Here is a 24,935-nt window from a genome sequence, read left to right on the forward strand (position 1 = left end):
ATTTATGTAGCCTCTATTGATAGATTTTCTTGTATCCGCTCTAAATAAGGACGTTTCTCTAAAGCTTGAATTGCTTGATTGAGCAGCTCTGATAGTTCTGTCGGTAATTCGCTATTGAGGGACTGCTCAGCTTCCAGAGTTGCTATCCACTGCTGTTTTAACTTGGGTATCAACGCACTGCCTTTGCGGGTCAAGCGTATTTTGCGCTGGCGAGCATCCTCTCCAGAAGAGGTCTGTACCAGCCCTTGCTTAATCATGTCTTTTACAGTTTGACTCACTGCGGGCTGGGAAATGTGGGTGCTCGCTACCACCTCACTAATGGTGATATCTCTCTTGTGGATAAGTGCACGCATTATCGGGGTGTAGCGGGGTTTGTAATTCTCCAGGCCACAGGCCCTATAGCTCTCTGCTACATCGCCATCCAGTAATTCCAGAATGTGACGAAGCTGAGTCCCCAGTTGGCTGTATTTCATAAAAGCTGTTCCATAAACACTTATATAAGTGACTATATAACTTTTGGCGAACTTTTCAAGCTTCTTTGCCGCTATTCATCACCCCGTACAAATTCTTTGGCGCTTTTTTTGCATTGTGTGGCGAGTTTGGCGGGTTCTGTGTGAAATGGATTTTTGAACAAAGAGCTGAAATTTAAATTTCATATTTCATTCATCGAACTTTAGGAATTAACCGCCAATCTTTGCGCCGCGTGATCTGTGTCAGGTACGAGTGAAGAGAACATTATGAAAGAGATTGGCTTGGCTGCCCTTGCAGCCCTGGGGTTACCATTTTTGGCTGAAGAGGTCCAAGCCAGCGACCTCATTATTTCTGAATATATCGAGGGCAGTAGCAACAATAAGGCCCTTGAAATTTACAATGGCACGGGTGCAGCGGTTGACCTCAGTAGCTACAGCATTGAACTTTACTTCAATGGCTCCTCTGCGGCGGCTTCAATCATCGCCCTAAGTGGCAGCTTGGCAGACGGCGATGTTTACGTATTCGCCCACGCCAGTGCTGACTCCTCAATCCTGTCAGTAGCCGATCAGATTTATACCAGCGGCCTGTTTAATGGGGATGATGCGGTTGCCCTGAGTGGCCCCAATGGATATGTGGATGTTATCGGCCAGATCGGTGTTGATCCCGGTAGCCAATGGGGCGATAGCAGTCTGGGTACCCAGAACCAAACCTTAATCCGTGACTGGAGTGTGAGTGAAGGTCGTGCCGACGGCAGTACGGATTTTGACCCAGCTTCAGAGTGGTCTAGCGCAGGTCAGGATGACTTTTCCAACCTTGGCTGGCACAGCGAAGACGGCACTGGTGGCGGAGATGACGGCGGTGATGACGATGTTGTTCTCGGCGATTGCGGAGATACTTCTACGTTAATCAGCCAGGTTCAGGGTGATGAGTTTGAAAGCGCTCTGGAGAATGAGCGCCACGAAATTGAAGCCGTTGTTGTTGGTGATTTCCAAGATACCAGCACCGGCCTTTCCGGCTTCTTCCTGCAAGAGGAAGACAGTGATCAGGATGGCCAGATCAATACCTCTGAGGGACTGTTTGTACACGACAAAGGCTTCGGTGTAGATGTGCAAGTCGGGGATTTGGTTCGTGTCGGTGGTGTGGTTACTGAATACTATGACTTTACCGAGTTAGATGAGGTAGATGGCGTTACGGTTTGCGGTAGCGGCTACAGTGTGACTGCCCAGGAAGTCTCCCTGCCGTTTAGTTCTGCTGAAGAGCAGGAGCAATACGAGGGGATGTTGGTTGAGTTCCCGCAAGCCCTGATGGTGAATGACCACTATAACCTGGGGCGCTATGGTGAAGTCACCCTGGCCAATGGCCGTCTCTATATTCCCACCCACAACAATGAGCCTGGGGTTGCAGCCGTAGCACAGGAAAGTGCAAACGATCTTAATAGGATTGTGTTGGACGATGGTTCCAGTGTGCAGAACCCGGAAGCGGTGCCATACCCGGTCTCTGGCCTCAGTGCCAGTAATACCTTACGCAATGGTGATACGGTAGAGGGATTGCGCGGTGTAATGGGGTATAGCTACAGCGCCTACCGAGTACATCCCGTGGAGGCGCCAGAATTTGTTGCTGCCAACCTGCGTGAAAGCGCTCCACAATTACCGGGTAAGGGCAGTTTAAAGATCGCCAGCTTTAATGTTCTGAATTATTTTAATGGCGATGGTTATGGCGGCGGTTTCCCTACTTCCCGTGGGGCTGATACTGAAGAAGAATTCCTGCGCCAGAGAAATAAAATTATCTCCGCTATTTTAGACCTGGATGCCGATGTAGTTGGCTTAATGGAAATTGAGAACGATGGCTACGGTTCAGAAAGTGCTATTCAGGATTTAATTAATGGCCTTAACACGGCTACTGGCAGTGAAAACTATCAATTTATTAATCCAGACCTGACTCAACTGGGCACCGATGAAATTTCTGTGGGGCTGATTTATCGCAGCGATCGGGTAATGCCTGTAGGCGCTGCTGCGACAACTGATAGCTATCCCTTTGATGACGGTAACCGCCAACCACTGCTACAAGCTTTTGCCGAACTATCAAGTGGTGAAGAGCTGGCCGTGGTGGTCAATCACTTCAAATCAAAGGGAAGTTGTCCTGACGATGGCAGTTTGAACGATGATCTGGGTGATGGACAGGGCTGCTGGAACTCGCTGCGCACCGAAGCCGCAGATGCCCTGGTTTCATGGATTGATTCTGACCCGACAGGTAGCGGCACCGATCGTGTTCTGGTGCTCGGTGACCTCAATAGCTATGCCCGCGAAAACCCAATTAGCACTCTAAAGGACGCTGGCTACGCTGATTTGTTGGAGGCTTTCGGTGAAGGAGAAGCCTACTCCTATGTTTACAGCGGTGAGTCCGGCTACTTGGATCACGCTCTCGCCAGTGAATCACTGGCTCCTCTGGTAACAGGTGCGGCCGATTGGCATATCAATGCCGATGAGCCTCGGGTGCTGGATTACAACATCGAGAATAAAACCGATGAGCAGGTGGAGAGTTTCTACTCGACTGATGCATTCCGCGCTTCAGATCACGATCCGCTTGTGGTTGAACTGGATCTGGGGGCAGATAACCAGGAGCCGGTTGCCGGGTTTGAGTGGGGTGTTGAAGGCTTCGAAGTGAACTACTTCGACAGCAGCGTCGATACCGATGGCACTATCGTTAGCTGGGCCTGGGATTTTGGTGATGGCACTACCAGTACTGAGCAAAACCCCAGTCATAGCTACGATGCAGCAGGCACTTATTCTGTAATTCTCCAGGTTGAGGACGACCGGGGAGCGATCTCCACCGTTGAGCAGCTTGTACAGGTTGATGAAGTTGTTGAGCTTCAGGCTGACTTTAAAGTGCACAGTTTCCTGCGCTGGGTGTGGGTTGAAGAGCGCAGTAGTTACGATGGTGACGGTAACCTGAGCTATGAGTGGGACTTTGGTGATGGCACCAGCCGCTCCGGCCCCATGGCACTGCATCGCTATGCCACCGGTGGTAGTTATGAAATTACCCTGACTGTGAAAGACGATTTCGGTAATGAAGATAAAGCCTACCGTGAAATTGAGATTCGCAAGCCGTTTTGGCACTGAGATGGATATCAACAACAATAAATAATTAACTCCACATATTGAACGGTCGGATATTAAGGCAAGAGATATTCGGCCGTTTTCTTTCCTCCCCGCGTTAATTGCGTATTTTTCTTCTTTACCTTCGTGGGTATATGCCCGAGTGTTTCACTTCCTCGTTTTCATATTGGTAGCCCGGCAAGGCTCCATTGCGAGTCATTAAAATCTTTTTTATATGGACCATTGGAGGGGAAAGTGTTTGTGCGTGCCCGATCCCTGAATTGGAAAAAGACTTGAGTAAAGTGCCTAAGATGTCTTCCTGGAGTATTGATATATCATTGGGGCCTATCAGAGACGTATCAAAATAGATAAATATTTAATGCAAGGAGTGTCGTTTTCAGTCAGCGTGTGTTTTATTGCTTCAGGTAAATCAGTTACTAGTGATCAGCGAAGCTATTAAACCACTGGGGGAGACATAGTTTGCAGGCATTTAAGACATTGGAAGGTTTAAGCCTGGAATGGACCGGCACACACTATTCAAAACAAGGTGATTTCCCCGACCTTTCTACCCACACGGTAACCAATGAAACCGCGACACATTGTTACGTTACGGCGTCGGGAAAGTTAGTTGGGGAAGCTTCATATACCTATGAAGCCATGGACGATAGGATGGCGGCGTTGATTTATCGGCCTGATATATATCAGGGGCGAAAAGGTGTGGTGCTTTATGCGATGCTCGATTTTGTACAGATGATGGATCGCGCCATTATTCTCTATCAGGATCGGCCACTAGCGCTGGCAAATGGCAGTTTTCAGGTGGTGAATACTCCGGTGCGACCTACAGCCTGAAAATTGAAAAATAAGGAAAATGGTGAGCTTATGAGAGAGTGCGAGAAAATTAATTATATTGAGTTGCCCTCCAGGGATTTGGGTAAGACAAAAGCATTCTTTACCGAGGCTTTTAATTGGACTTTTACCGATTACGGTCCGGAGTACACCGCTTTTTCAAATGCGGGATTGGACGGTGGCTTTTTCAAGGCAGAGCTGCAGAGCACTACTGAAAATGGATCTGCATTAGTGGTGTTATACAGCCGCGACCTGGAGGGTACCCTGGAGAAGGTCACGCGATGCGGAGCCGAAATAGCCAAGCCAATTTTCCCGTTTCCTGGTGGCAGGCGCTTCCATTTTAGGGAACCTTGCGGCAATGAATTTGCGGTTTGGTCTGATGTGGGGTCTGCGTAGAGGCGTTTACAGAAAAAAGCCCCCGATTTTACTCGGAGGCTTTTGGGAGACTGGCAACCGTTTCTATTAAGCTTCGAAATCGGTACCCAGCTTCTTTTCCACCAGCTGCTTTTTCAGGGTGGCGTACTGGGGAATGCCATTTTTGTAAGGAGGGTAATCCTCGCCTTGAATTAATGGCAGCAGGTACTTGCGTCCCTCTTCAGTAATTCCAAAGCCGTCTTCGCTGATATATTCGCGCGGCATAAATTTTTCTACGTTGGCGACTTCAGACAGTGGCGCCTCTGCGATGGACCAGCTGTACTCTTCACCTTCTGCGCGAATAATGGCAGGCATAATGGCATTTTTGCCTGCTGCAGCCATTTCCACTGCGGCGCGACCTACGGCGTAGGCTTGCTCAACGTCGGTAGCAGAAGCGATATGGCGGGCGGCGCGCTGGAGGTAATCTGCCAGGGCCCAGTGGTACTTCAGGCCGAGTTCGCTTTTGACCATGTTGGCCAGGGTCGGTGCAACACCGCCCAACTGCTTGTGGCCAAAGGCGTCGGTGGTGCCGGCATCGGCAAGGAAGGTGCCGTCGCCGTACTGGGCGCCTTCGGAGGCGACGATAACGCAGTAGCCTTTCTCGTCTACGGTCTTTTGTACCTTGGCGAGGAACTTCTCTTTATCGAAAGCGATTTCCGGGAACAGGATAATGTGGGGTGCATCGCCTTCCTGTTCCTGGGCCAGAGCGCCGGCAGCGGCAATCCAGCCCGCGTGACGGCCCATCACCTCGAGAATAAATACCTTGGTGGAAGTAGCGCACATGGAGGCCACGTCCATGGCCGCTTCCTTGGTGGAAACGGCAACATATTTGGCAACGGAGCCAAAGCCCGGGCAGTTGTCGGTCAGGGGCAGGTCGTTATCTACAGTTTTGGGAATATGGATGGCCTGGATTGGATAACCCATGGTCTCGGACAGCTGGGATACTTTCAGGCAGGTGTCTGCTGAGTCGCCACCACCGTTGTAAAAAAAGTAGCCAATATTGTGCGCTTTGAAGACTTCGATCAGGCGCTCGTATTCTGCGCGGTTCTCTTCCAGACTCTTCAGCTTATAGCGGCAGGAACCAAAGGCACCGGAGGGGGTGTGGCGCAGTGCAGCAATATCCTCTGCGCTCTCTTGGCTCACGTCGATCAGCTCCTCGCGCAGCGCGCCGAGAATACCGTTTAGCCCTGCGTAGACATTGCCAATCTGGTCCGGGTTTTCACGCGCAGCTTCAATTACGCCGCAGGCGGATGCGTTGATCACGGCGGTAACGCCACCGGACTGCGCATAAAAGGCGTTCTTTTTCGACATGGTTATCCTGTGCTTATAGAGATATAGAGAAGTATCCCGATCCGGTAGTCCGCCTCGCATCTAGTTTTAAACATTTGTGCCAGTGGGGATAACCGGGAGCTCGTATCGGGTGTCGACCCTTTCGGGAAAATTCCTACCACCGTACCGGGGATGAGGCCGACCAATGCGGGGGCGGAGTCTAATGGAATAGCGAGTAAATTGCATGGTAACTGGGGTATTTGGCAATTACTGGCCCGAATTGCCGTGTTAAGCTTGCGCCGCAACCCGTAGGAGTACATTTTTCCGCTATGCATATTCATATTCTAGGTATTTGCGGCACATTTATGGGCAGTTTGGCCCAACTGGCGGTGGCGGAAGGGCACCGCGTAACCGGCAGTGACGCCAATGTTTATCCACCTATGAGCACCCAGTTGCAACAGGCGGGTATCCAAATTACCGAGGGCTATGATCCCGCACAGCTGGAGCCCGTCCCGGACCTGGTGATTATTGGTAATGCCATGTCCCGGGGAAATCCGGCGGTAGAGGCGGTGTTGGAAAAAGGGTTGGCTTACACCTCTGGCGCCCAGTGGTTGTGCGATCATTTCCTGGGTGGCCGCTGGGTATTGGCGGTTTCCGGAACCCACGGTAAAACCACCACCGCCAGTATGCTGGCCTGGATTTTGGAAGCGGCAGATATGCAGCCCGGCTTCCTGATTGGTGGAGTTCCGGCTAATTTTGGTGTCTCTGCTCGTTTGGGAGAGTCTCCCTTCTTTATTGTCGAGGCGGATGAGTATGACACTGCCTTTTTCGACAAGCGTTCCAAGTTTGTGCACTACCGCCCGCGCACGGTGATTATCAACAATCTCGAATTTGACCACGCAGATATCTTTGAGGACCTGGCGGCAATCCAGAAACAATTCCATCACCTGGTACGAACTGTGCCTGCTAGCGGCCTGATAGTGGCCTCTGCCGAAGAGAATGTAGAGCAGGTGCTTGATAAAGGCTGCTGGAGTGAAGTGCAGCGGGTTGGCAGCGAGTCTGCCGAAGGTGTGCGAGTGGGTGATTGGTGCGCAGTGGATATTGCCGCCGATGGCAGCAGTTTTACGGTTCAGTTCAAAGGCGAAGCTGTGGCGCGGGTCGAGTGGGACCTGACCGGGCAGCACAATGTGCAAAATGGCCTCGCGGCTATGGCTGCGGCGCGGCATGTGGGTGTCACCCCAGATTTGAGTGCGGCAGCTCTGGCGCGCTTCCAGGGGGTTAAACGCCGTATGGAGTGCCTGGGAGAAGTGGCCGGCATCCGTGTTTACGATGATTTTGCCCATCACCCTACCGCGATTGAATCCACCCTCAATGGTCTGCGGGCGAAGGTAGGGGAGGATAAAATCATTGCCCTGATTGAACCGCGTTCCAATACCATGCGTATGGGAGTGCACCAGGGCAAGCTGGCCGACTCCTGCTCCGGAGCCGATATGGTGCTCTGGTATCAGCCTGAGGGAGTTAACTGGTCCCTGGAAGACGTCGCCCACCACTCATCGGTGCCGGCCAAAACTTTTGATTCGATTGAAGATGGTGTGGAATCTGTGTTGCAGCTAGCCGATTCCGGTAGCCATATCGTAGTGATGAGCAACGGCGGCTTTGGCGGTATCCACCAGCGCCTTATCGGTGCCCTGGAACAGAAATACGATCTCTAAGTCAGAAGACTAATGTTTCCTGCGCAGTCCTATGCTCGCAGGGCTTAATAAGGTATCGACTTTGCATCAATCCTCTTTCGAAAAGACCGTGACCCTGGCTATGACCGGGGCCTCCGGCGCTCAGTATGGTTTGCGCCTGTTGCAATGCCTGCTGGCATCGAATGTGCGCGTGTGGTTGCTGTTGTCTGAGGCGGCTCAGGTGGTCATCAACACCGAAACTGATATGCAGTTGCCGGAGGGCGATGAGCGCGAGTTGCAGAATTTCCTCGCCGATCGTTTTGCCGCGCAGGAAGGCCAGCTGACCCTTTTCAGCAAGCGCGATTGGTTTTCCCCGGTGGCTTCTGGAACCGGGGCGCCAGCCAGTATGGTGATCTGCCCGGCAAGTGGTGGCACCTTGTCTGCGGTGGCCTGTGGAGCATCGAACAACCTGATTGAGCGGGCTGCGGATGTAGCCCTGAAAGAGCGCCGCCAGCTCATTCTGGTTCCCCGCGAGGCGCCTTACTCAGAGATTCACCTGGAAAATATGCTGAAACTCACCCGCATGGGGGCCATGATCCTGCCGGCCAGCCCTGGCTTTTACCAGAGGCCCAGTTCGGTGGAAGATATTGTGGACTTCGTGGTGGCGCGGTTGCTCGACCAGTTGGGCATCGAGCAGAAGCTGTTGCCCAGCTGGGGAGAGCAGGATGGGCAATGAGATAAAACCGAGTATTACGATTCACTACTGTGTGCAGTGCAACTGGATGTTGCGAGCCACCTGGATGGCCCAGGAATTGCTGCACACTTTCGCCGATGACCTCAATCAGGTTGCATTGCAACCGGGTACTGGGGGAGTATTCGAGATTCGGATTGGCGAAATTTTGATCTGGGAGCGCAAGCGTGACGGCGGCTTTCCCGGTGCTAAGGAGCTCAAACGTCGCGTCAGGGATACCCTGTTTCCCGAACGCGACCTGGGGCATATCGACAATCCCTGAAAAAAGTTCCAATAAAACGGTGCGGTGGCAAATTTTAGGTTTGCTAATTCATCGCATAGGCGAACAATATGCGCGCCGCAATGCGGCCAGTTTTTAGTTTGGAAAGAAGCGGAAATTTATGCTGTCAGCTTTACAGAAGTCTTATGAATACTTGGTGACCAAGCGGCCCGCTGTGGTGTTGGTGGTTATCGGCCTGTTAACCCTGCTGGCAGCCCTCGGATTGTCCCGCCTGAAGATCGACGCCTCTGCCGATTCCCTCACTCTGGAAGCTGATAAATCCCTGGATTATTTCCGCGAGATTTCCGAGCGCTATGCCAGTGGCGACTTCCTGGTTGTCACTTACCGCTCCAAGACTGGGGACCTGTTCAGTGATGAGTCCCTGGAAACCCTGGGCAAGTTGCGGGATGAATTGGCCAAGGTAGATGGTGTGTCCAGTGTGCAGAGCATTCTCGATGTCCCACTGCTGTACAGCCCCAAGCTGGTTCTCACCGATATCAGCGATGAGGTGCGCACGCTCGCCAGGCCCGATGTCGATCGGGATATGGCCCGGCAAGAGTTCCTCTCAAGCCCGATTTATCGGGAGTTGATCCTGAGCCCGGACGGGCAGACGACCGCCATTCTGGCGAACCTGAAACTGGATAGCCGCGGCATCGAGATGGTGCGCGAGCGGGATGCTTTGCGCAGCAAGCGCAATACAGAGGGGCTGACTCCGGAAGAGGCCGTTCGCCTGGAGGAGATCAGCGCGGTCTATCTGGCCCACCGTACTGAGCAAGAGAAAATTGCCCACCAGCGCGTCGATACCGTGCGCGGAATTCTGGCTGGCTACAACGGCGAAGCGGAGCTGTTCCTCGGTGGTGTCACCATGATTACCGCCGATATGATTTCATTTATTAAAAGCGACCTGCTGGTATTCGGTGTGGGGATCCTCGCTTTTATCGTGATTACCCTGTTGCTGATTTTCCGCCAGCCGCGCTGGGTGCTGTTGCCGCTGATGACTTGTGTTACCACTGCGGTGGTGATGCTGGGGCTACTCGGCTGGCTGGATTGGCGACTGACAGTGATCTCGGCCAACTTTGTCGCACTGCTGTTAATTATTACCTTGGCAATTACCATCCACCTGGCGGTGCGCTACCGGGAATATATTGCCCAGAACCCGGATTGGAATCTTGAAAAGCTGGTATTGCAGACAGTACGCTTTATGGCCAAGCCCTGCCTGTATACCGCACTGACCACCATCGTGGCTTTTGTGTCCCTGGTGGTGAGCGGCATTCGCCCGGTTATCGATTTTGGCTGGATGATGACGATGGGTGTGACTGTGGCTCTGCTGCTGTCGTTCCTTATTATTCCCAGTTTCCTGATGGTGCTGCCGAAGCGTGTGGGCAGTGTGAGTGCAGATAACTCCCACGCATTTACCCTGCAGTTTTCCCGCTTTGCTGAGCGCCACAAGTTTGTGGTGCTAGGTATTTCACTGCTGGCAGCCGTCGTGAGTGTGGTGGGTATATCCCAGCTGAAAGTGGAAAACCGCTTTATCGATTACTTCGATGATTCCACGGAAATTTATCAGGGCATGCTGGTGATTGACCGCCGCTTGGGTGGCACTGTGACCTTGGATATTATTCTGGATCAGCCCGAGGAGCAGGAGGCAGCTTTCGAGGGAGAAGAAGATCCCTTTGCGATGGAAGCAGAGGAAGATCCCTTCGCTGTAGAAGAGGACCCCTTTGCCTCCGATGATCCATTTGGCGGTGAAGAGGAGTCAGTGGAGCAGAGCTACTGGTTTACGGTTGCCGGTTTGGCAAAGCTGGAGCAGCTGCATGATTACCTGGAGGAGCAGCCGGAGATAGGCAAGGTTCAATCTCTGGCGACCCTGTATAAAGTTGCCGTGGATCTGAATGGCGGTCCCCTCAATGACTTTGAGCTGGCGGTGGCCAATACCAGCCTGCCGGCCGAAATTCGCTCTGTCCTGGTAGACCCCTATTTATCTGTGGAGAACAACCAGGCTCGTATCACCCTGCGGGTGATGGAGACAGACCCCACCCTGCGTCGCGATGAGCTGATCCAGCGTATCTACAACTACGCTCACAATGAGATGGGCATAGCTCCAGAGAATGTTCATCAGACCGGCCTGTTGGTGCTGTACAACAATATGTTACAGAGCCTGTTTAAATCCCAGATCCTGACCCTGGGTGCCGTCTTTGTCGGAATCCTGCTGATGTTCCTGGTGCTATTCCGCTCTCTGTGGATTGCTCTGATTGCACTGGTGCCAAATATGCTGGCGGCCTGTGTGGTACTTGGTGGTATGGGGCTCGCGGGTATTCCGCTGGATATGATGACCATCACTATCGCCGCGATTACCGTGGGTATCGGGGTGGATCACGCGATTCACTACCTGTATCGCTTCCGCGCGGAGTTTGCCAAAGATGGCAATTACCTGGCGACCATGCACCGTAGCCATGCAACGATTGGCCGTGCCATGTTCTACACGGCGATCACGATTATTGTCGGTTTCTCAATTTTGGCGCTGTCGAAGTTTGTTCCGTCGATCTATTTCGGCCTCCTAACCGCGCTGGCGATGTCCGCCGCACTGTTGGGTTCCCTGACACTTCTGCCCCTGTTGCTGGTGATGTTCAAGCCGCTCGGTCGTCAAAGGCAAGCTGATAAAGTTGAGCCCGAGGCACCGATGCAGGAGGCGCCCAGCGCCTGAATCGAAGAAATTTGAAATATAAAAAAGCCGGGATAACCCCGGCTTTTTTTATGTCTGCTCAACAGTCGGGACTCAGTCCTGGCGGCTGGTAATTTCCAGCAGGTGGTAGCCAAACTGGGTTTTGACTGGGCCATGCACCTTGTGCAGCTCTTCGGAAAATACGACCTTGTCAAATTCGGGAACCATCATTCCCTTGCTGAAAGAGCCCAGGTCACCGCCGGAACGGCTAGAGGGGCACTGGGAGTACTGCTCGGCAATTTTACCGAAGTCAGCGCCGTTCTCGATTTGCTGTTTCAGGTCCTGGCACTGCTGTTCATTTTCAACCAGGATATGGCGAGCGGTTGCTGTAGGCATGAAAAATCTCCGTTTGGTCAATTTACCGCAGCAGCTTAAAGGCTGGGTGTTGGGCTTGCCAGCGACAATTACCGCAAAGTGGAAAAACTTGCTCCCAATCCAACCGGTTGGCGGTAAAAAGTCTCTTAACCTGCCGCAGAGTTCCCTAGGGCGATGTTATCTTTAGGGTACACAAAAAATAATGAGTGATGACTTTGCAACAGATACCCCTTTTTCCCCTGAGTGTCCCTCTATACCCCGGCGTGACTTTGCCCCTGCGGATTTTTGAGCAGCGCTATATTCACCTTGTCAGTGAGTCCATGAAAACCAATAGCGGCTTCGGCATTGTTTTGATTCGCTCCGGGGGCGAAGTGGGGCGCGCTTCAGTATGGCCTCTCGGTGTTTATGTCGACATCGTGGATTGGGGGCAGGGTGAGGGAGGGCTGCTAAATGTGGAGGTTAAAGGTCGGCGTCGCTTTCGCATTGTCCACACCCGTCGCGCAGAAGATGACCTGCTTCTGGGGGAGGTGGAATGGATACCAGATGAAGATGAAAAGCCGATTCCGGCGGATTGCGATGGTCTTCTGTCGGTATTGGAGGAGTTGAAGGAGCGGGCACAGACGCTATCACTTAAATTTGAGCCGGTGGAGTCTGCGGACTCACTTTCCTGGCAATTGGCTCAGCTTCTGCCATTGGAGGATAAGGTTCGCACCGATCTGCTGGCGGTAGAAGATCCTCTTATGCGACTTGCTACTATCGCCGAGAACCTGGACCGTTGGACGCGGGAATAGCTAGATACAAAGCTGTGCGGCCCGGTAATCGGCACTTTAAACCGGGTCTCGCTGGGTTATACTGCGCGGCCGACCGGATTTTGCACGGAGAGCCAAGTGACCGCCACAGACACCGCTGATCAGCAATCCACTCGCGCCAAGCTCGAACAAATGGGGCGCGCCGCCCGTACCGCCGCCAAACAGATAGCTGCCGCGGATACCTCCACCAAGAATAATGCTCTCAAAGCCATCGCTGCCCAACTGGAGACTCAGCGGGTGTCTCTACTGAAGGCCAATGCATTGGATATGCAGGCGGGTCGCGAGCGCGGCTTAGATGCGGCTCTTCTGGATCGTCTGGAGCTTAACGATGCCCGCATCGATGGCATGATCGAGGGCTTGGTGCAGGTGGCAGAGCTGCCCGACCCGGTGGGAGAAGTTGAAGATTTACGCTATCGCCCCAGCGGTATTCAAGTGGGCAAAATGCGTGTGCCCCTAGGGGTGGTGGGCATTATTTATGAGTCCAGGCCCAATGTGACCATTGATGCAGCGAGCCTGTGCTTAAAATCCGGCAATGCCACAATTTTGCGTGGAGGCAGTGAAGCGCTGCACTCGAACAAGGCAATTGCCACCTGTATTACCGCTGGCTTGCGAGAAGCGGGTTTACCGGAAACGGCGGTGCAGGTTGTCGATACCACCGATCGAGCAGCGGTGGGTGCCCTGATTACTATGCCGGAATATGTGGATGTGATTGTACCCAGGGGTGGAACCGGCCTGATTGAAAGGGTCAGTCGCGAAGCCCGGGTGCCGGTGATCAAACACCTACACGGTGTTTGTCATGTGTATATCGATGATCGGGCTGACCTGGACAAAGCTTTCGATATCGCCCTCAATGCCAAGACCCATCGCTATGGTGTTTGTAACGCCATGGAAACACTTTTAGTTGCCGAGATGGTTGCGGCGGATATACTGCCGCGCTTGGCTGGTGCCTACGAAGACAAAGGGGTTGAATTGCGCGGTTGTGACCGGACCCGTGAAATCATTGCTCACTGTGTAGCGGCGACAGAAGATGACTGGAGTGAGGAATACCTTGCCCCGGTTCTCGCTGTGCGTGTTGTTGCGGATATGGAAGCGGCTATGGACCATATTGCCTGTTACGGATCCGGCCACACCGAGGCAATTGTCACCCAGGATTACAGTCGCAGCCGCCGTTTTATGAGTGCTGTGGATGCCAGCTCAGTGATGATTAATGCCTCAACCCGCTTTGCTGACGGTTTCGAGTACGGCTTGGGGGCGGAAATTGGTATCAGTACTGATAAAATCCACGCCCGCGGCCCGGTTGGCCTGGAAGGGCTCACTTCGCAAAAATGGATTGTGTTCGGAGATGGCCATATCCGGCAATAAGCACTTTTCCCTTTGGGGCAGCGAGTGCGGGGGGTACGAGAAATAATTGTGGCGAGCAAAAGGCATAAGTTGGCCCTGTTTGGCGGAACCTTTGATCCGATTCATCTCGGTCATTTGCGCATGGCGCTGGAGCTGCGCCAGGTGCTCGAATTTGATGAAATGCGCCTGCTACCCAGCCACCAGCCTGCCCACCGGCAGACGCCAGGTGTATCGTCCCGCCAGCGTAGCGAAATGCTGGCTCTGGCGCTTGAGGGGTGTGATGAGCTCACCCTGGATGAGCGAGAACTCCATCGTGGCGGAGCTACTTATACGGTAGATACCCTGGAGGAGCTGCGCAGTGAACTGGGAGGTGAAACCTCCATCAGTTTCTGCATGGGATTGGACTCCCTATTGAGTCTGCACCGCTGGCACCGCTGGGAGCGCCTCTTGGAGCTGGCACATCTGGTGGTGGTAACAAGGCCGGGCTGGCACCTGCCAGATCGCGATAGCGAAGAGCATGGCCCTCTGGCAGAACTGCTGGAGAATCATCGGGGCACGGTTGCAGGCTTGCATACACGAGCATGTGGTTGCCTGCTGTTGCGGGAGCAGACCATGTTGCCAATTTCCGCAACGCAAATTCGCGAATTAATTAAAAGTGGCCAGTCGCCACGCTATTTACTGCCCGCAACTGTGTTGCAGTACATAGAAGATCATCGACTTTATACAGAGGTTGCTTCAGGCGACCCGCAATGAATCAAGGTGTTATGACAAATATTAAAGATATCGCTCTCAATGCGCTGGAAGATTTGAAAGGTAAGGATATTGTTTCCCTGGATGTTTCCGGGCTTTCAGATGTAATGGACAATCTGCTGATCTGTACTGGTACTTCCAGCCGCCAGGTTAAGTCCCTGGCAGAGAACGTTGTAGACGAGCTGAAAAAAGAAGGTATTCGCCCCATTGGTGTTGAAGGTGTTGACCAGGGCGAGTGGGTATTAGTCGACTACGGTGACTTGGTTGTTCACGTGATGCTCGCAGATGTTCGCGGTTTCTACGATCTGGAAAAACTCTGGTCTATGACTCCGAATACCCGTGACGATGCCGATGGCAGTGATCCGCACCAGGGTTAATTGCTGTGAAAATCCGCATTCTTGCCGCCGGTGGAAAAATGCCGGCTTGGGTGCAGGAGGGCTACGCCGAGTACGCTAAGCGCCTGCCCCGGGAAATTGCTCTGGAAATGGTGGAAATTCCACTCGGCCAACGAGGCCAAAAGAGCTCTGCAGCCCTGATTGAAAAAGCGCGAAAAAAAGAGGGCGAGGCGATGCTCGCCGCTTTGGGACCGCGGGACCACGTGGTAGCGCTCGATGTGAAAGGCAAGCCCTGGAGTACCGAGCAGTTGTCGGCGCAATTAAGTGATTGGCAAATGCTTGGGGAAAATATCAGCCTGTTAATTGGCGGGCCCGACGGTTTATCCGAAGACTGCCTCGCCCGTGCTCGCCAGCGCTGGTCTCTGTCCCCACTGACCTTGCCGCACCCGCTGGTGAGGGTGGTTCTGGCTGAACAAATTTATCGCGCCTGGACATTATTGGCCGGCCATCCCTACCACAAATAAAATATTTGCGATAAGTCGCGGAGAGATTTGCCGACTCGGTTCTCTCTCCTGACTCGCCCTGTGTTAATGTAGGGAATTAGATTTTTTGCACGCCAGTCAAAAACCATCGAATAAATTCTGATGCCGCACGATTACCATCTCAAGGACCCCCATACCGAGCAGCGATTGTTTCGCAATCGTATGTTGGTGGCGCTTGTGGGGGTTATCTTTTTACTGGGTGTTCTCGTAGCGCGTTTCTACAACCTCCAGGTGGTTAATTACGAAGACTACCGCACTCAATCTGATGAGAACCGTATCCAGGTGCGCCCGGTCGCGCCGACCCGCGGATTGATCTACGACCGCAACGGCATTTTGCTAGCCGATAACCGCGCCAGTTATAACTTGTCGATTGTTCGCGAGCGCGTTCGCGATATGGATGCCACGCTAGAGCTGATCGGTAACCTGGTGCGACTCGATGAAAACGATGTCACCAAATTCCAGAAACGCCTCAAGCGCCGGCGCCCCTATGAGCCAGTGCCTCTCCGGTTTCGTTTGAACGAAGATGAAATCGCACGGATCAGTGTTAATCAATTCCGTATGCCTGGGGTGTCAGTGGAGGCGGAGTTGGTGCGTTACTACTCCCTCGGGGATTTATTTGCCCACAGTGTGGGCTATGTGGGGCGAATCAGTGACCGGGACCTGAGTAACTTTACCGAGGATGATGTGCGCCGCTATCGCGGTACCCGTAGCATCGGTAAGGTTGGGTTGGAACGCTCCTACGAGGACCTCCTGCTTGGTGAGGTCGGTTATGAAAATGTTGAAATTAATGCTCGTGGCCGGGTTTTACGAGTACTGGAGCGCCAGGACCCCAAACCGGGCTCGGATCTGGTGCTCAACCTGGATGCTCAACTGCAACAAGTCGCCTCTGATGCCCTGGGAGATCGTCGCGGTGCAGTAGTTGCGATCGATGTAAATAGCGGTGGCGTGTTGGCGTTTGTCAGCAAGCCGTCCTTCGACCCCAATTTGTTTGTGACCGGCATCAGCTTTGCCGACTATCGCGCCCTCAGCGATTCCCTCGATGTGCCCCTGTTTAATCGGGCGGTGCAGGGTCAGTATCCACCGGGTTCCACTTTAAAGCCGTTGATGGGGCTGGGTGGACTCCAGGCGGGCATTATTACTCGAGAGAGTACAGTCAAGGACCCCGGCTTTTACAAGCTGCCCAACGATCCGCGCATCTACCGCGACCACGTGCGCTGGGGGCACGGTGAGAAAGTGGATCTGATACAGGCCATGGCGCAGAGCTGTGACGTCTACTTTTGGGATATGGCGCACCGCTGGGATATCGATGATATGCACAGCATCGCCTCTCATTTTGGCTTGGGCAGCAAGACAGGGATTGATCTGCCCATGGAGCGCTCTGGACTATTTCCTTCCCGAGACTGGAAGCGCGGCGCCCGCGGAATGCCCTGGTTCCCCGGTGACAGTTTGAATGCGGTGCTGGGGCAGGGGTTTGTGTTGGCGACGCCACTGCAGCTTGCAGTAATGACTGCCACGATTGCCAATCGCGGTACCCACTACCGCCCGCAGATGGTCAAGTCGATCAACGGGGTGGAACAACCTCCCGAGATACTGCACAACCTCGAGGCCCGCCCTGATCACTGGGATTTGGTATTCGAGGGAATGGAGGCTGTAGTCAACCACCGTACCGGTACCGGGAAACGGGCAGGTAAAGATCTGGACTTCCGCGTGGCGGGTAAGTCCGGTACCGCTCAGGTGGTCGGTATTGCCCAGGGGGAGCGCTATGACTCAGAGGCCCTGCAAGAGCGCCACCGAGACCACGCCCTGTTTGTGGCCTTCGCGCCTGTGGATAACCCCCGTATCGCTGTTTCGGTATTAGTCGAAAATGGTGAGGGCGGCGGCAAGGTCGCTGCCCCGGTGGCAAGAGAGCTATTTGCGGAGTGGATGTCACGCCCGCAGTTGGAACCGCAGAAGACGGCGGATACCACTTATTTGAGCGAGGGGGCTGGCAATGGCTAGTCGCGATTTCTCCCACCGTTTGTCAGATGCCCACGGCAGTCTGCGCAAACCGGCCAGTCTCTCACGCCGCCTGCATATTGATATACCGCTACTGGTGCTGTTGTTGGTGTTGGCCGCCGTAGGACTTGGAGTGCTGTACAGCGCTTCTGGCGGTGATATGAACTATGTGCGGCGCCAGTCAATTTTTATGTGCGTGGCCTTTGTGGGCATGTTTATCGTTGCGCAAATCCCCCTGGATTTTTATCGGCGCTGGTCCCCCTGGGCCTATTTGGCCGGTTGTGCGCTATTGGTTGGGGTATTGTTCTTTGGTACCAAGGCGATGGGGGCACAGCGCTGGCTGGAGATAGGCGGGTTTCGCTTCCAGCCATCGGAAGTGATGAAGCTCGGTGTCCCCATGGCAGTGGCAGCTTACCTGCATCAACGCCGCTTGCCGCCATCACTGACCACGGTGATTGGAGCTTTGGCAATTGTGGCGATTCCCGCAGCTCTTATCGTACGGCAACCGGATTTGGGGACCTCGATCCTGATTGCGGCGTCCGGTCTTTTTGCCCTGTATCTAGCGGGGTTGAGTTGGAAGATGATCAGTGCCGCGGCAATGGCGCTGTTGGTTGCTGCCTATCCAATTTGGCACTGGGGGCTCCACGATTACCAGCGGCAGCGAATTTTGACTCTGCTCAACCCAGATGATGACCGTTTTGGTGCTGGTTGGAATATATTTAACTCCAAAGCGGCTATCGGCTCCGGTGGTGTTTACGGCAAAGGCTACCTGCAGGGAACCCAGTCACAGCTCGATTTCCTGCCGGAGAGCCATACCGATTTTATTATCGCGGTACTGTCGGAGGAGTGGGGTATGCGCGGCGCCCTGTTGCTGCTTTTGCTATATGTACTGATTATTTCCCGCGGCATTTACATCAGCTTTATGGCCCAGCACGTATTTGGCCGACTGTTGGCGGGGAGTATTACCCTCACTTTTTTTGTCTATGTATTTGTAAACATTGGTATGGTTACAGGATTGTTGCCGGTGGTGGGGGTGCCTTTGCCAGTGATTAGTTACGGCGGGACATCCTTGATTACATTGATGGCCGGATTTGGCTTGTTGATGGCTGTTGGCACTGAGCGGCGCAGAGTTCACTTTTGAGGAACACTGCATAGGGACAATAACCGGATTTAGAGACGCGAGATGAAGACAGGAGCGGTCGTTTTGAAGTGGACCTCGGGATTATTAATCGGGATGGGACTGGCCCTCGCCGCCTGTGCGCAGGAACCGGGTCATGGAAATAATAAACAAGCGCAAGAATTCGTAGATTATATGGTGGAAGAGCACGATTTTAATCGCGAAGAAATGCAGACTCTGATGCGTGAGGCCAAGCGCAAAGATTCCATTCTAAAGGCGATCAAACGGCCAGCCGAGAAAGCCAAGCCCTGGCACGAGTATCGCAAATTGTTTCTCACCCCGCAGAGCATTGCCGGTGGGGTGGACTTCTGGGATCAAAACGCCGAGGCCCTGGCTGAGGCTGAAAAGAAATACGGTGTACCGGCAGAGATGATTGTTGCCATCATCGGAATTGAAACCCGATACGGCGGTAATATGGGCGGCTACCGGGTTTTGGATGCACTTTCCACGCTGGCATTTAACTACCCCCGTCGCTCTGCGTTTTTTACCAAAGAGTTAGAAAATTACCTTCTGCTGACTCGTGAGCAGGATATGGACCCCTTGGCTCTCAAGGGCTCTTATGCTGGGGCTATGGGCTACGGTCAATTCATGCCTTCAAGCTACCGTTCTTATGCGGTGGACTTCAGCGACGATGGCAAGGCAGATATATGGAATAACCCTACCGATGCGATCGGCAGTGTGGCTAACTATTTCGTCAAACATGGATGGAAGCCCGGTGAACCGGTCGCGGTACTGGCCAGCCCCCGCCCGAATGCGGACATGACAATCGTCAACGATACTCTGCAGCCGCAGTGGACCGTTGGAGAATTGGCGGACAAAGGCTTTAACGCTACTAGCCAGGTGGCTCCGGAAATGCCGGCCAACGTATTCTCCCTGCAAACTGAGCAGGGAAAACAGTATTGGCTCGGTTTGAATAATTTCGCGACTATCACCCGCTATAACCGCAGTCGTCTCTACGCTATGGCCGTCAATGACCTGGCCCAAGAGATCGTTAAAGCGAGAGGCGGCAAGTCTTAAGGCGGCTTCAGTCCCGCAGCTAAATTTAACCCAAATGGAGGGAACCATTTGGGTTTTTAGCGTTCATATTTTTCTATTTTATTTAGCAGTTCCAGATAATAGCGGCTTGGAGACGGCAGCAATAAGTTGTCGCGCGCCGGGGGGATTATGTTTCAGTGCAAAGCGCGTTGGGGAGTGGCCCTGGCGGTCCTGATATTAGCGGCCTGTAGTGGCCCGCAGCCAAAACCACAGAAAACCGAAAACACCAAGCAACCGGACTTTAATAGCATCAAGGATAGTGGCCCTGCTGCTCCGGTAAATATGCAAGCAGCCCCTGAGCCGATCCCTGTCCGAGAGCCGATCGGCGACGCCGGCAATAAATCCCCTTATAAGGTCAACGGTGTCACGTATCGTGTACGCAATGACGTCAAGGGCTATAAAGAGGTGGGGCAGGCTTCCTGGTATGGAACAAAATTCCACGGCCGACGCACTGCAAATGGCGAGGTCTACAATATGTATGCCATGTCTGCTGCCCATAAAACGCTACCACTGCCCAGCTATGCCAAGGTCACCAATCTCGACAATGGCCGCAGTATTATCGTGCGGGTAAACGATCGGGGGCCCTTTGTGCACGGGCGCATCATCGACCTCAGTTATACTGCTGCGCAAAAGCTCGGATACATTGATAAAGGCATTGCTCGGGTTGAGGTAGAGGCTCTGGACCCGGCCGCGTTGCCGGCGGCCAATGAAGTGCTGGCCAATAGTGATGGCACCGCTGGTTTGGCGGAAGATACGACTATCAAGTTGCCCGACAATACCTATCTGCAAGTTGGTGCTTATAGCAGTTCCGCGCAGGCCCAGGAAATTCGCACCCAATTGGCAGCGGCCATTGACTATCCTGTTGCTGTTAGTTCTGTTCAGAGTGGCGGCAAGACTTATTATCGAGTTCGAATTGGCCCACTCACCCAGCAGAGAGCTTTGGCAACAGCGCGGGAAACTGTTGAGCAAAAGCAATTTGGACAGCCACAAGTAGTTTACGAATAGTGTTGTGGGCTTTTGGGTATCAATAGGTAAGGGTGATATCTGCCTTAAATGATTGTGACTGATGCTATCGGCGGCAGTCATTTGAATACCCGTTCACAAAATAGTGCGCATTGACGCGTTTTTTCTTGTATTTTGTAATTTTGTAATGATAGGCGGCGTTTGGTGACAAGCTCTAGTGCCGCTGATTAACCTTGTAGATTTCGTTGCAGGTTAAGCCAACGAAAACGAGGAATGACGAGACATATACCTATGATCACACGGATTATCGCCTGTTCTTTCCTGTTGTTATGTGCGGGCCTGGCCCAGGCGCAATCTCTTATCCCTGCACCGCCTCAATTGGCGGCAAAGTCTTACCTGCTCTTAGATGCCAACACCGGTCAGGTCCTGGTTGAGCACGAGGCGGATACTCCGGTACCGCCGGCAAGCCTAACCAAGATGATGACGGCCTATATCGTTTCTGAGGAGATCCTTAAGGGGAGCATCAAAGAAAACGATATGGTTCGTATCTCTGAAAAGGCCTGGCGCAAGGGTGGCTCCAAGATGTTTGTCAAAGTGGGTGACCAGGTGCCGGTTATCGACTTGATGCGCGGTGTGATTATTCAGTCCGGTAACGATGCGAGTATCGCCCTGGCAGAACACGTCTCCGGTAGCGAAGAGGTCTTTGCCGAAGTTATGAACCAGCAGGCAGAGCTGCTGGGCATGGAAGATACTAACTTTGTCAACGCCACTGGCTGGCCTGCAGAGGGGCATGTAACGACTGCCCATGACCTGGGTGTACTGGCGCGTGCGCTGATAATGGACCACCCAGAGCATTACGATATTTATTCCGAGAAGTATTTCAGCTACTCCGGCATTAACCAGCCCAACCGCAACCGTTTGCTGTGGCGCGATTCCTCTGTAGATGGAATTAAGACCGGCCATACGGAAGAAGCAGGGTACTGCCTGGTAGCTTCTGCAATGAAGCGCGGCATGCGCCTGGTTGCTATTGTTGTCGGCACCGACAGTGATGAGAAGCGCGCCTCTGAGACCCAAAAACTGCTCGCCTACGGCTTCCGCTACTACCAAACCCACAAGGTCTATGGTCAGGGTGAAGAGTTGCAGACGGAGCGTGTTTGGGGTGGTAAAGAGCCCAGCGTGGGTATTGCCGTAGCTAAAGATGTATTCGTTACCATCCCCCGTGGCGGTGAGGAAGGCATTAAGGCCGACCTGATTGTGGATGGTGAGCTGGAAGCGCCTGTGCAGAAGGGCCAGCCAGTGGGTAAAGTTGTTGTGACCCTGGATGGTGAGACTGTCGCCGATGTTAAAGCAGTTGCTGCCGAAGATGTGGAGCGTGCCGGTTTCTTCAAGCGCATGTGGGACTCCATCAAGCGCTTTGTAATGGGCTTTTTTAGCTAATTGCTGATTTAGGGGTGGGAATGATTCCCATCCCTGTCCATCCCTCCCCACTCTCTGTCCACTTCCCCTTTTGCTCACTGTCCACTGCTGTTTAGCCGCTGTATAATCGCCGCCCGGCTGTGCCTAAGCTTTCCTCAATATCTAACAGCCCGGCCCCGGAGAGTGGTATGAGTCAAGATCCCAATCAAAAAGCCCCGAAAATTGAATTTCCCTGCGAAGACTACATGGTCAAGGTCGTGCGTGATGCCAATGATGAGGCGCACGAATTTGTACTGGATGTGATGCGTCGCCATGCCCCCGGCCTGGATGAAGAGCGCGTTACCTTGCGTGACAGTAGTACTGGTAAATTCACCTCAATGACTTTCTTTATCCTCGCCACTGGTGAGGAGCAGCTCAAAGCATTATTTGAAGAACTGAAACAGCACCCCGCTGTGCATATGGTGCTCTGATGACCATTGTTCGCGATCTTGCGCGGCGAGATTACAAGAGTGTCTGGCAGGCCATGTCGCGCTATACCGATAGTCGCGATGGCGAAAGTGTCGACGAGATCTGGTGTGTAGAGCACGAGCCGGTTTTCACCCAGGGGCAGGCAGGCAAAGCCGAGCACCTGCTGAATACCGGTGATATACCCGTGGTTCAGGTGGATCGTGGGGGACAGGTGACTTATCACGGCCCCGGCCAGTTGGTGGTGTACCCTTTGTTGGACCTACGCAGAGCAAAAATCGGCGTGCGTGATCTGGTCACTGCCCTGGAGACTGCCACGGTGGCAATGCTGGAAACTTTTGGTGTTGCAGCGGCACCCAGGGCCGATGCGCCTGGGGTCTACCTCACTGAAGGCCCACGTGCGGGAAGTAAGATTGCCTCTATCGGATTGCGAGTTCGGCGAGGGTGCAGTTTCCACGGTATCGCCATCAATATCGATATGGATCTGGCTCCATTCCTGCGGATCAACCCCTGTGGCTATGCGGGGATGCAGATGGTGCAGATGGCAGAAATATTGGAACCAACCCCGAGTTGGAGCCAGGTCGCCGAGATTTTTGTACGCGAGCTGCTCCACACTCTTCAGTTGCCCGACGCCCAGTGGCAACCCATTGATGAAAAAGTATTTGCGCAGCTGAGCGCAGAACAGCAGGAATTAAGTAATGGCTGATAAACCCAACCTGGTGCCCGTTAAGCGCACTCGCCGCCTCCAGCAGGGGGAGAAACTTCGCGATGGCGATAAGGTAGAGCGTATCCCGGTGAAGGTAATTGCCAGCGATAACCTGCTGCGTAAGCCTGACTGGATTCGCGTAAAGGTTCCCGCTTCAAAAGAAGTGGATCGCATCAAAAATATTCTCCGCTCACAAAAACTGTCAACGGTTTGTGAAGAGGCGAGCTGCCCTAATTTGGGAGAGTGCTTTAGTGGCGGTACCGCGACATTTATGATCATGGGTGAAATCTGTACCCGTCGCTGTCCTTTCTGCGACGTAGGCCACGGTAAGCCCAATCCACTGGACCCGGAAGAGCCCAAGAACCTGGCGGATGCCATTGCTGCAATGAGTTTGCGCTATGTGGTAATCACCTCTGTTGACCGGGATGACTTGCGCGATGGTGGCGCCGAGCATTTTACCAATTGTATTCGTGAATCGAGAGCGCAATCCCCGAACCTGCAAGTGGAAATTCTCACTCCGGATTTCCGCGGCCGTATGGATGTAGCGCTGGACATTCTGGAGAAAGAAGCTCCGGATGTGTTTAACCACAATTTGGAAACTGTGCCACGCCTGTATAAAGAGTCTCGTCCCGGTGCCAATTACAAGTGGTCTTTAAAGCTGCTGCAGGAATACAAAAAGCGTCGCCCTGACGTACTGACCAAGTCCGGGTTGATGGTTGGCCTGGGTGAGGAGAAAGAGGAAATTTTCCAGGTAATGGACGATATGCGCGAGCATGATATCGATATGCTTACGATCGGCCAGTATCTGCAACCGAGTAAAGAACACTTGCCGGTACAACGCTACGTCCATCCGGATGAGTTTGAAGAGTATCGCCGCTACGCCGAGCAAATCGGCTTTAAGCACGCGGCCTGTGGTCCCTTGGTACGTTCTTCTTACCATGCTGATAAGCAGGCTCACGGAGAAAAGGTAGGTTAATACAATTTGTAGGAGAGGGGGGTGTTTTTCACATCCCTCTCCCCATTTCTCCCTCCTCAATCTCGCTTTTAACGCCCAGTTAAACACATCTATTTTTAAACAAAACTGACAGTGCTTTCGCTGTTGCGAGCTCTGAAAGTATATTCTTGATTGAGAAATTAAAGTTATTTTCTCTGAAGTATTGAGGCGGCTATTTTCAATGTTTAAGAGCTGTTAATGCTCTTAATTAAATTAAGGTTAATGTATTAATTGCCTTAAATAGATTTTAAGTCTCCGTGGATTTTTGTCGTTTTTTTGTTTACCTGAGTGCTTGCACTTACTAAAAGAAAGTTTTTGTAGTTTTCGGGCTTTTAAGTTGGGTGTTGCTATTTGTTTTTGCTTGTTGTCTCCGGTTGTTTTTCTGTAAGCCTGATATCAAATTAGAAATTAGTGCGGATTAAATTTTTAAGAAATCAAAAGTCATTTCGAATTACATTCATGTGACACTGTGTACCACAATGCACTAGTTTTTAGTTCTATTAGTAAGTAGCGTCCTGATAAATGGGATACTTTTGTTAGACCTGATGTCCCAATTAAGCAGCAAAGAGTCTGCCCCTTTGTGACCAGCCATTCG

At 52.8% G+C, this 24,935-nt stretch carries 23 protein-coding genes; 20 read left to right on the forward strand and 3 right to left on the reverse strand.

What is annotated here, in order from left to right; all coding sequences use genetic code 11:
• Positions 1-2 precede the first annotated feature (2 nt).
• On the reverse strand, positions 3-473 hold the full coding sequence (locus ACYX4J_RS03505) for a MarR family winged helix-turn-helix transcriptional regulator (protein ID WP_444911424.1): 471 nt from the start codon (positions 471-473) through the stop codon (positions 3-5).
• 264 nt (positions 474-737) lie between these two features.
• Between ACYX4J_RS03505 and ACYX4J_RS03510 the strand changes: the two genes are divergently transcribed.
• The 3 genes from ACYX4J_RS03510 (at position 738) to ACYX4J_RS03520 (ending at position 4,808) form a co-directional block, all read left to right on the forward strand.
• Positions 738-3,590 carry an ExeM/NucH family extracellular endonuclease gene (locus ACYX4J_RS03510; protein ID WP_476177911.1) on the forward strand — a complete coding sequence of 951 codons (2,853 nt, stop codon included), beginning with the start codon at positions 738-740 and terminating at the stop codon, positions 3,588-3,590.
• 456 nt (positions 3,591-4,046) lie between these two features.
• Positions 4,047-4,415 (forward strand): hypothetical protein, encoded by a 369-nt coding sequence (locus ACYX4J_RS03515; protein ID WP_476177912.1) that lies wholly within the window; start codon positions 4,047-4,049, stop codon positions 4,413-4,415.
• 30 nt (positions 4,416-4,445) lie between these two features.
• Positions 4,446-4,808, forward strand: coding sequence for a VOC family protein (locus tag ACYX4J_RS03520; protein WP_444915647.1), 363 nt, complete (start codon positions 4,446-4,448; stop codon positions 4,806-4,808).
• Positions 4,809-4,874: 66 nt separating this feature from the next.
• Here the strand turns inward: ACYX4J_RS03520 and ACYX4J_RS03525 are convergent, their stop codons facing one another.
• Positions 4,875-6,137 carry a 6-phosphofructokinase gene (locus tag ACYX4J_RS03525; RefSeq protein WP_444915648.1) on the reverse strand — a complete coding sequence of 421 codons (1,263 nt, stop codon included), beginning with the start codon at positions 6,135-6,137 and terminating at the stop codon, positions 4,875-4,877.
• Between the two features lie 287 nt (positions 6,138-6,424).
• Here ACYX4J_RS03525 and mpl point away from each other — a divergent pair, with 287 nt between their 5' ends.
• The 4 genes from mpl (at position 6,425) to ACYX4J_RS03545 (ending at position 11,479) form a co-directional block, all read left to right on the forward strand.
• On the forward strand, positions 6,425-7,807 hold the full coding sequence (mpl, locus tag ACYX4J_RS03530) for a UDP-N-acetylmuramate:L-alanyl-gamma-D-glutamyl-meso-diaminopimelate ligase (protein ID WP_444907407.1): 1,383 nt from the start codon (positions 6,425-6,427) through the stop codon (positions 7,805-7,807).
• Between the two features lie 31 nt (positions 7,808-7,838).
• Complete coding sequence (locus ACYX4J_RS03535) at positions 7,839-8,501, forward strand: flavin prenyltransferase UbiX (RefSeq protein ID WP_444891899.1); 663 nt, start codon at positions 7,839-7,841, stop codon at positions 8,499-8,501.
• On the forward strand, positions 8,491-8,778 hold the full coding sequence (locus tag ACYX4J_RS03540; protein ID WP_282931461.1) for an Rdx family protein: 288 nt from the start codon (positions 8,491-8,493) through the stop codon (positions 8,776-8,778). Before ACYX4J_RS03535 ends, ACYX4J_RS03540 begins: the two co-directional genes overlap by 11 nt.
• Before the next feature lie 118 nt (positions 8,779-8,896).
• Positions 8,897-11,479, forward strand: coding sequence for an efflux RND transporter permease subunit (locus tag ACYX4J_RS03545; protein WP_444915650.1), 2,583 nt, complete (start codon positions 8,897-8,899; stop codon positions 11,477-11,479).
• Between the two features lie 72 nt (positions 11,480-11,551).
• Here ACYX4J_RS03545 and ACYX4J_RS03550 read toward each other — a convergent pair whose 3' ends face one another.
• On the reverse strand, positions 11,552-11,833 hold the full coding sequence (locus tag ACYX4J_RS03550) for a peptidylprolyl isomerase (RefSeq protein ID WP_282931463.1): 282 nt from the start codon (positions 11,831-11,833) through the stop codon (positions 11,552-11,554).
• Positions 11,834-12,021: 188 nt separating this feature from the next.
• Here ACYX4J_RS03550 and ACYX4J_RS03555 point away from each other — a divergent pair, with 188 nt between their 5' ends.
• The 13 genes from ACYX4J_RS03555 (at position 12,022) to lipA (ending at position 24,322) form a co-directional block, all read left to right on the forward strand.
• Positions 12,022-12,603: an LON peptidase substrate-binding domain-containing protein gene (locus ACYX4J_RS03555; RefSeq protein WP_444915651.1), complete on the forward strand. Its 582-nt coding sequence runs from the start codon at positions 12,022-12,024 to the stop codon at positions 12,601-12,603.
• Positions 12,604-12,699: 96 nt separating this feature from the next.
• Positions 12,700-13,983: a glutamate-5-semialdehyde dehydrogenase gene (locus ACYX4J_RS03560; RefSeq protein ID WP_444934046.1), complete on the forward strand. Its 1,284-nt coding sequence runs from the start codon at positions 12,700-12,702 to the stop codon at positions 13,981-13,983.
• A 48-nt stretch (positions 13,984-14,031) separates the two neighbouring features.
• Positions 14,032-14,715, forward strand: coding sequence for a nicotinate-nucleotide adenylyltransferase (gene nadD, locus ACYX4J_RS03565; protein WP_444934045.1), 684 nt, complete (start codon positions 14,032-14,034; stop codon positions 14,713-14,715).
• Positions 14,712-15,089 (forward strand): ribosome silencing factor, encoded by a 378-nt coding sequence (gene rsfS / locus ACYX4J_RS03570; RefSeq protein WP_413663146.1) that lies wholly within the window; start codon positions 14,712-14,714, stop codon positions 15,087-15,089. Before nadD ends, rsfS begins: the two co-directional genes overlap by 4 nt.
• 5 nt (positions 15,090-15,094) lie before the next feature.
• Positions 15,095-15,571: a 23S rRNA (pseudouridine(1915)-N(3))-methyltransferase RlmH gene (gene rlmH, locus ACYX4J_RS03575; RefSeq protein WP_444896240.1), complete on the forward strand. Its 477-nt coding sequence runs from the start codon at positions 15,095-15,097 to the stop codon at positions 15,569-15,571.
• 120 nt (positions 15,572-15,691) lie between these two features.
• Positions 15,692-17,587, forward strand: coding sequence for a penicillin-binding protein 2 (gene mrdA / locus ACYX4J_RS03580; RefSeq protein WP_445361212.1), 1,896 nt, complete (start codon positions 15,692-15,694; stop codon positions 17,585-17,587).
• Positions 17,580-18,725, forward strand: coding sequence for a rod shape-determining protein RodA (gene rodA, locus ACYX4J_RS03585; protein WP_444934043.1), 1,146 nt, complete (start codon positions 17,580-17,582; stop codon positions 18,723-18,725). The genes mrdA and rodA overlap by 8 nt, the downstream gene beginning before the upstream one ends.
• A 42-nt stretch (positions 18,726-18,767) precedes the next feature.
• Complete coding sequence (gene mltB / locus ACYX4J_RS03590) at positions 18,768-19,778, forward strand: lytic murein transglycosylase B (protein WP_444958531.1); 1,011 nt, start codon at positions 18,768-18,770, stop codon at positions 19,776-19,778.
• 147 nt (positions 19,779-19,925) lie between these two features.
• Positions 19,926-20,801 (forward strand): septal ring lytic transglycosylase RlpA family protein, encoded by an 876-nt coding sequence (locus ACYX4J_RS03595; protein WP_282931471.1) that lies wholly within the window; start codon positions 19,926-19,928, stop codon positions 20,799-20,801.
• A gap of 249 nt (positions 20,802-21,050) precedes the next feature.
• Positions 21,051-22,196 (forward strand): D-alanyl-D-alanine carboxypeptidase family protein, encoded by a 1,146-nt coding sequence (locus ACYX4J_RS03600; protein WP_282931472.1) that lies wholly within the window; start codon positions 21,051-21,053, stop codon positions 22,194-22,196.
• Positions 22,197-22,363: 167 nt separating this feature from the next.
• A complete protein-coding gene (locus ACYX4J_RS03605; protein WP_282931473.1) occupies positions 22,364-22,645 on the forward strand; it encodes an HP0495 family protein in 282 nt (93 codons plus the stop codon).
• Positions 22,645-23,346 (forward strand): lipoyl(octanoyl) transferase LipB, encoded by a 702-nt coding sequence (gene lipB, locus ACYX4J_RS03610; RefSeq protein WP_282931474.1) that lies wholly within the window; start codon positions 22,645-22,647, stop codon positions 23,344-23,346. The genes ACYX4J_RS03605 and lipB overlap by 1 nt, the downstream gene beginning before the upstream one ends.
• Complete coding sequence (lipA, locus tag ACYX4J_RS03615) at positions 23,339-24,322, forward strand: lipoyl synthase (protein WP_476177913.1); 984 nt, start codon at positions 23,339-23,341, stop codon at positions 24,320-24,322. The genes lipB and lipA overlap by 8 nt, the downstream gene beginning before the upstream one ends.
• Positions 24,323-24,935: the final 613 nt, after the last annotated feature.

Source organism: Microbulbifer sp. ABM4_008, assembly GCF_056311705.1.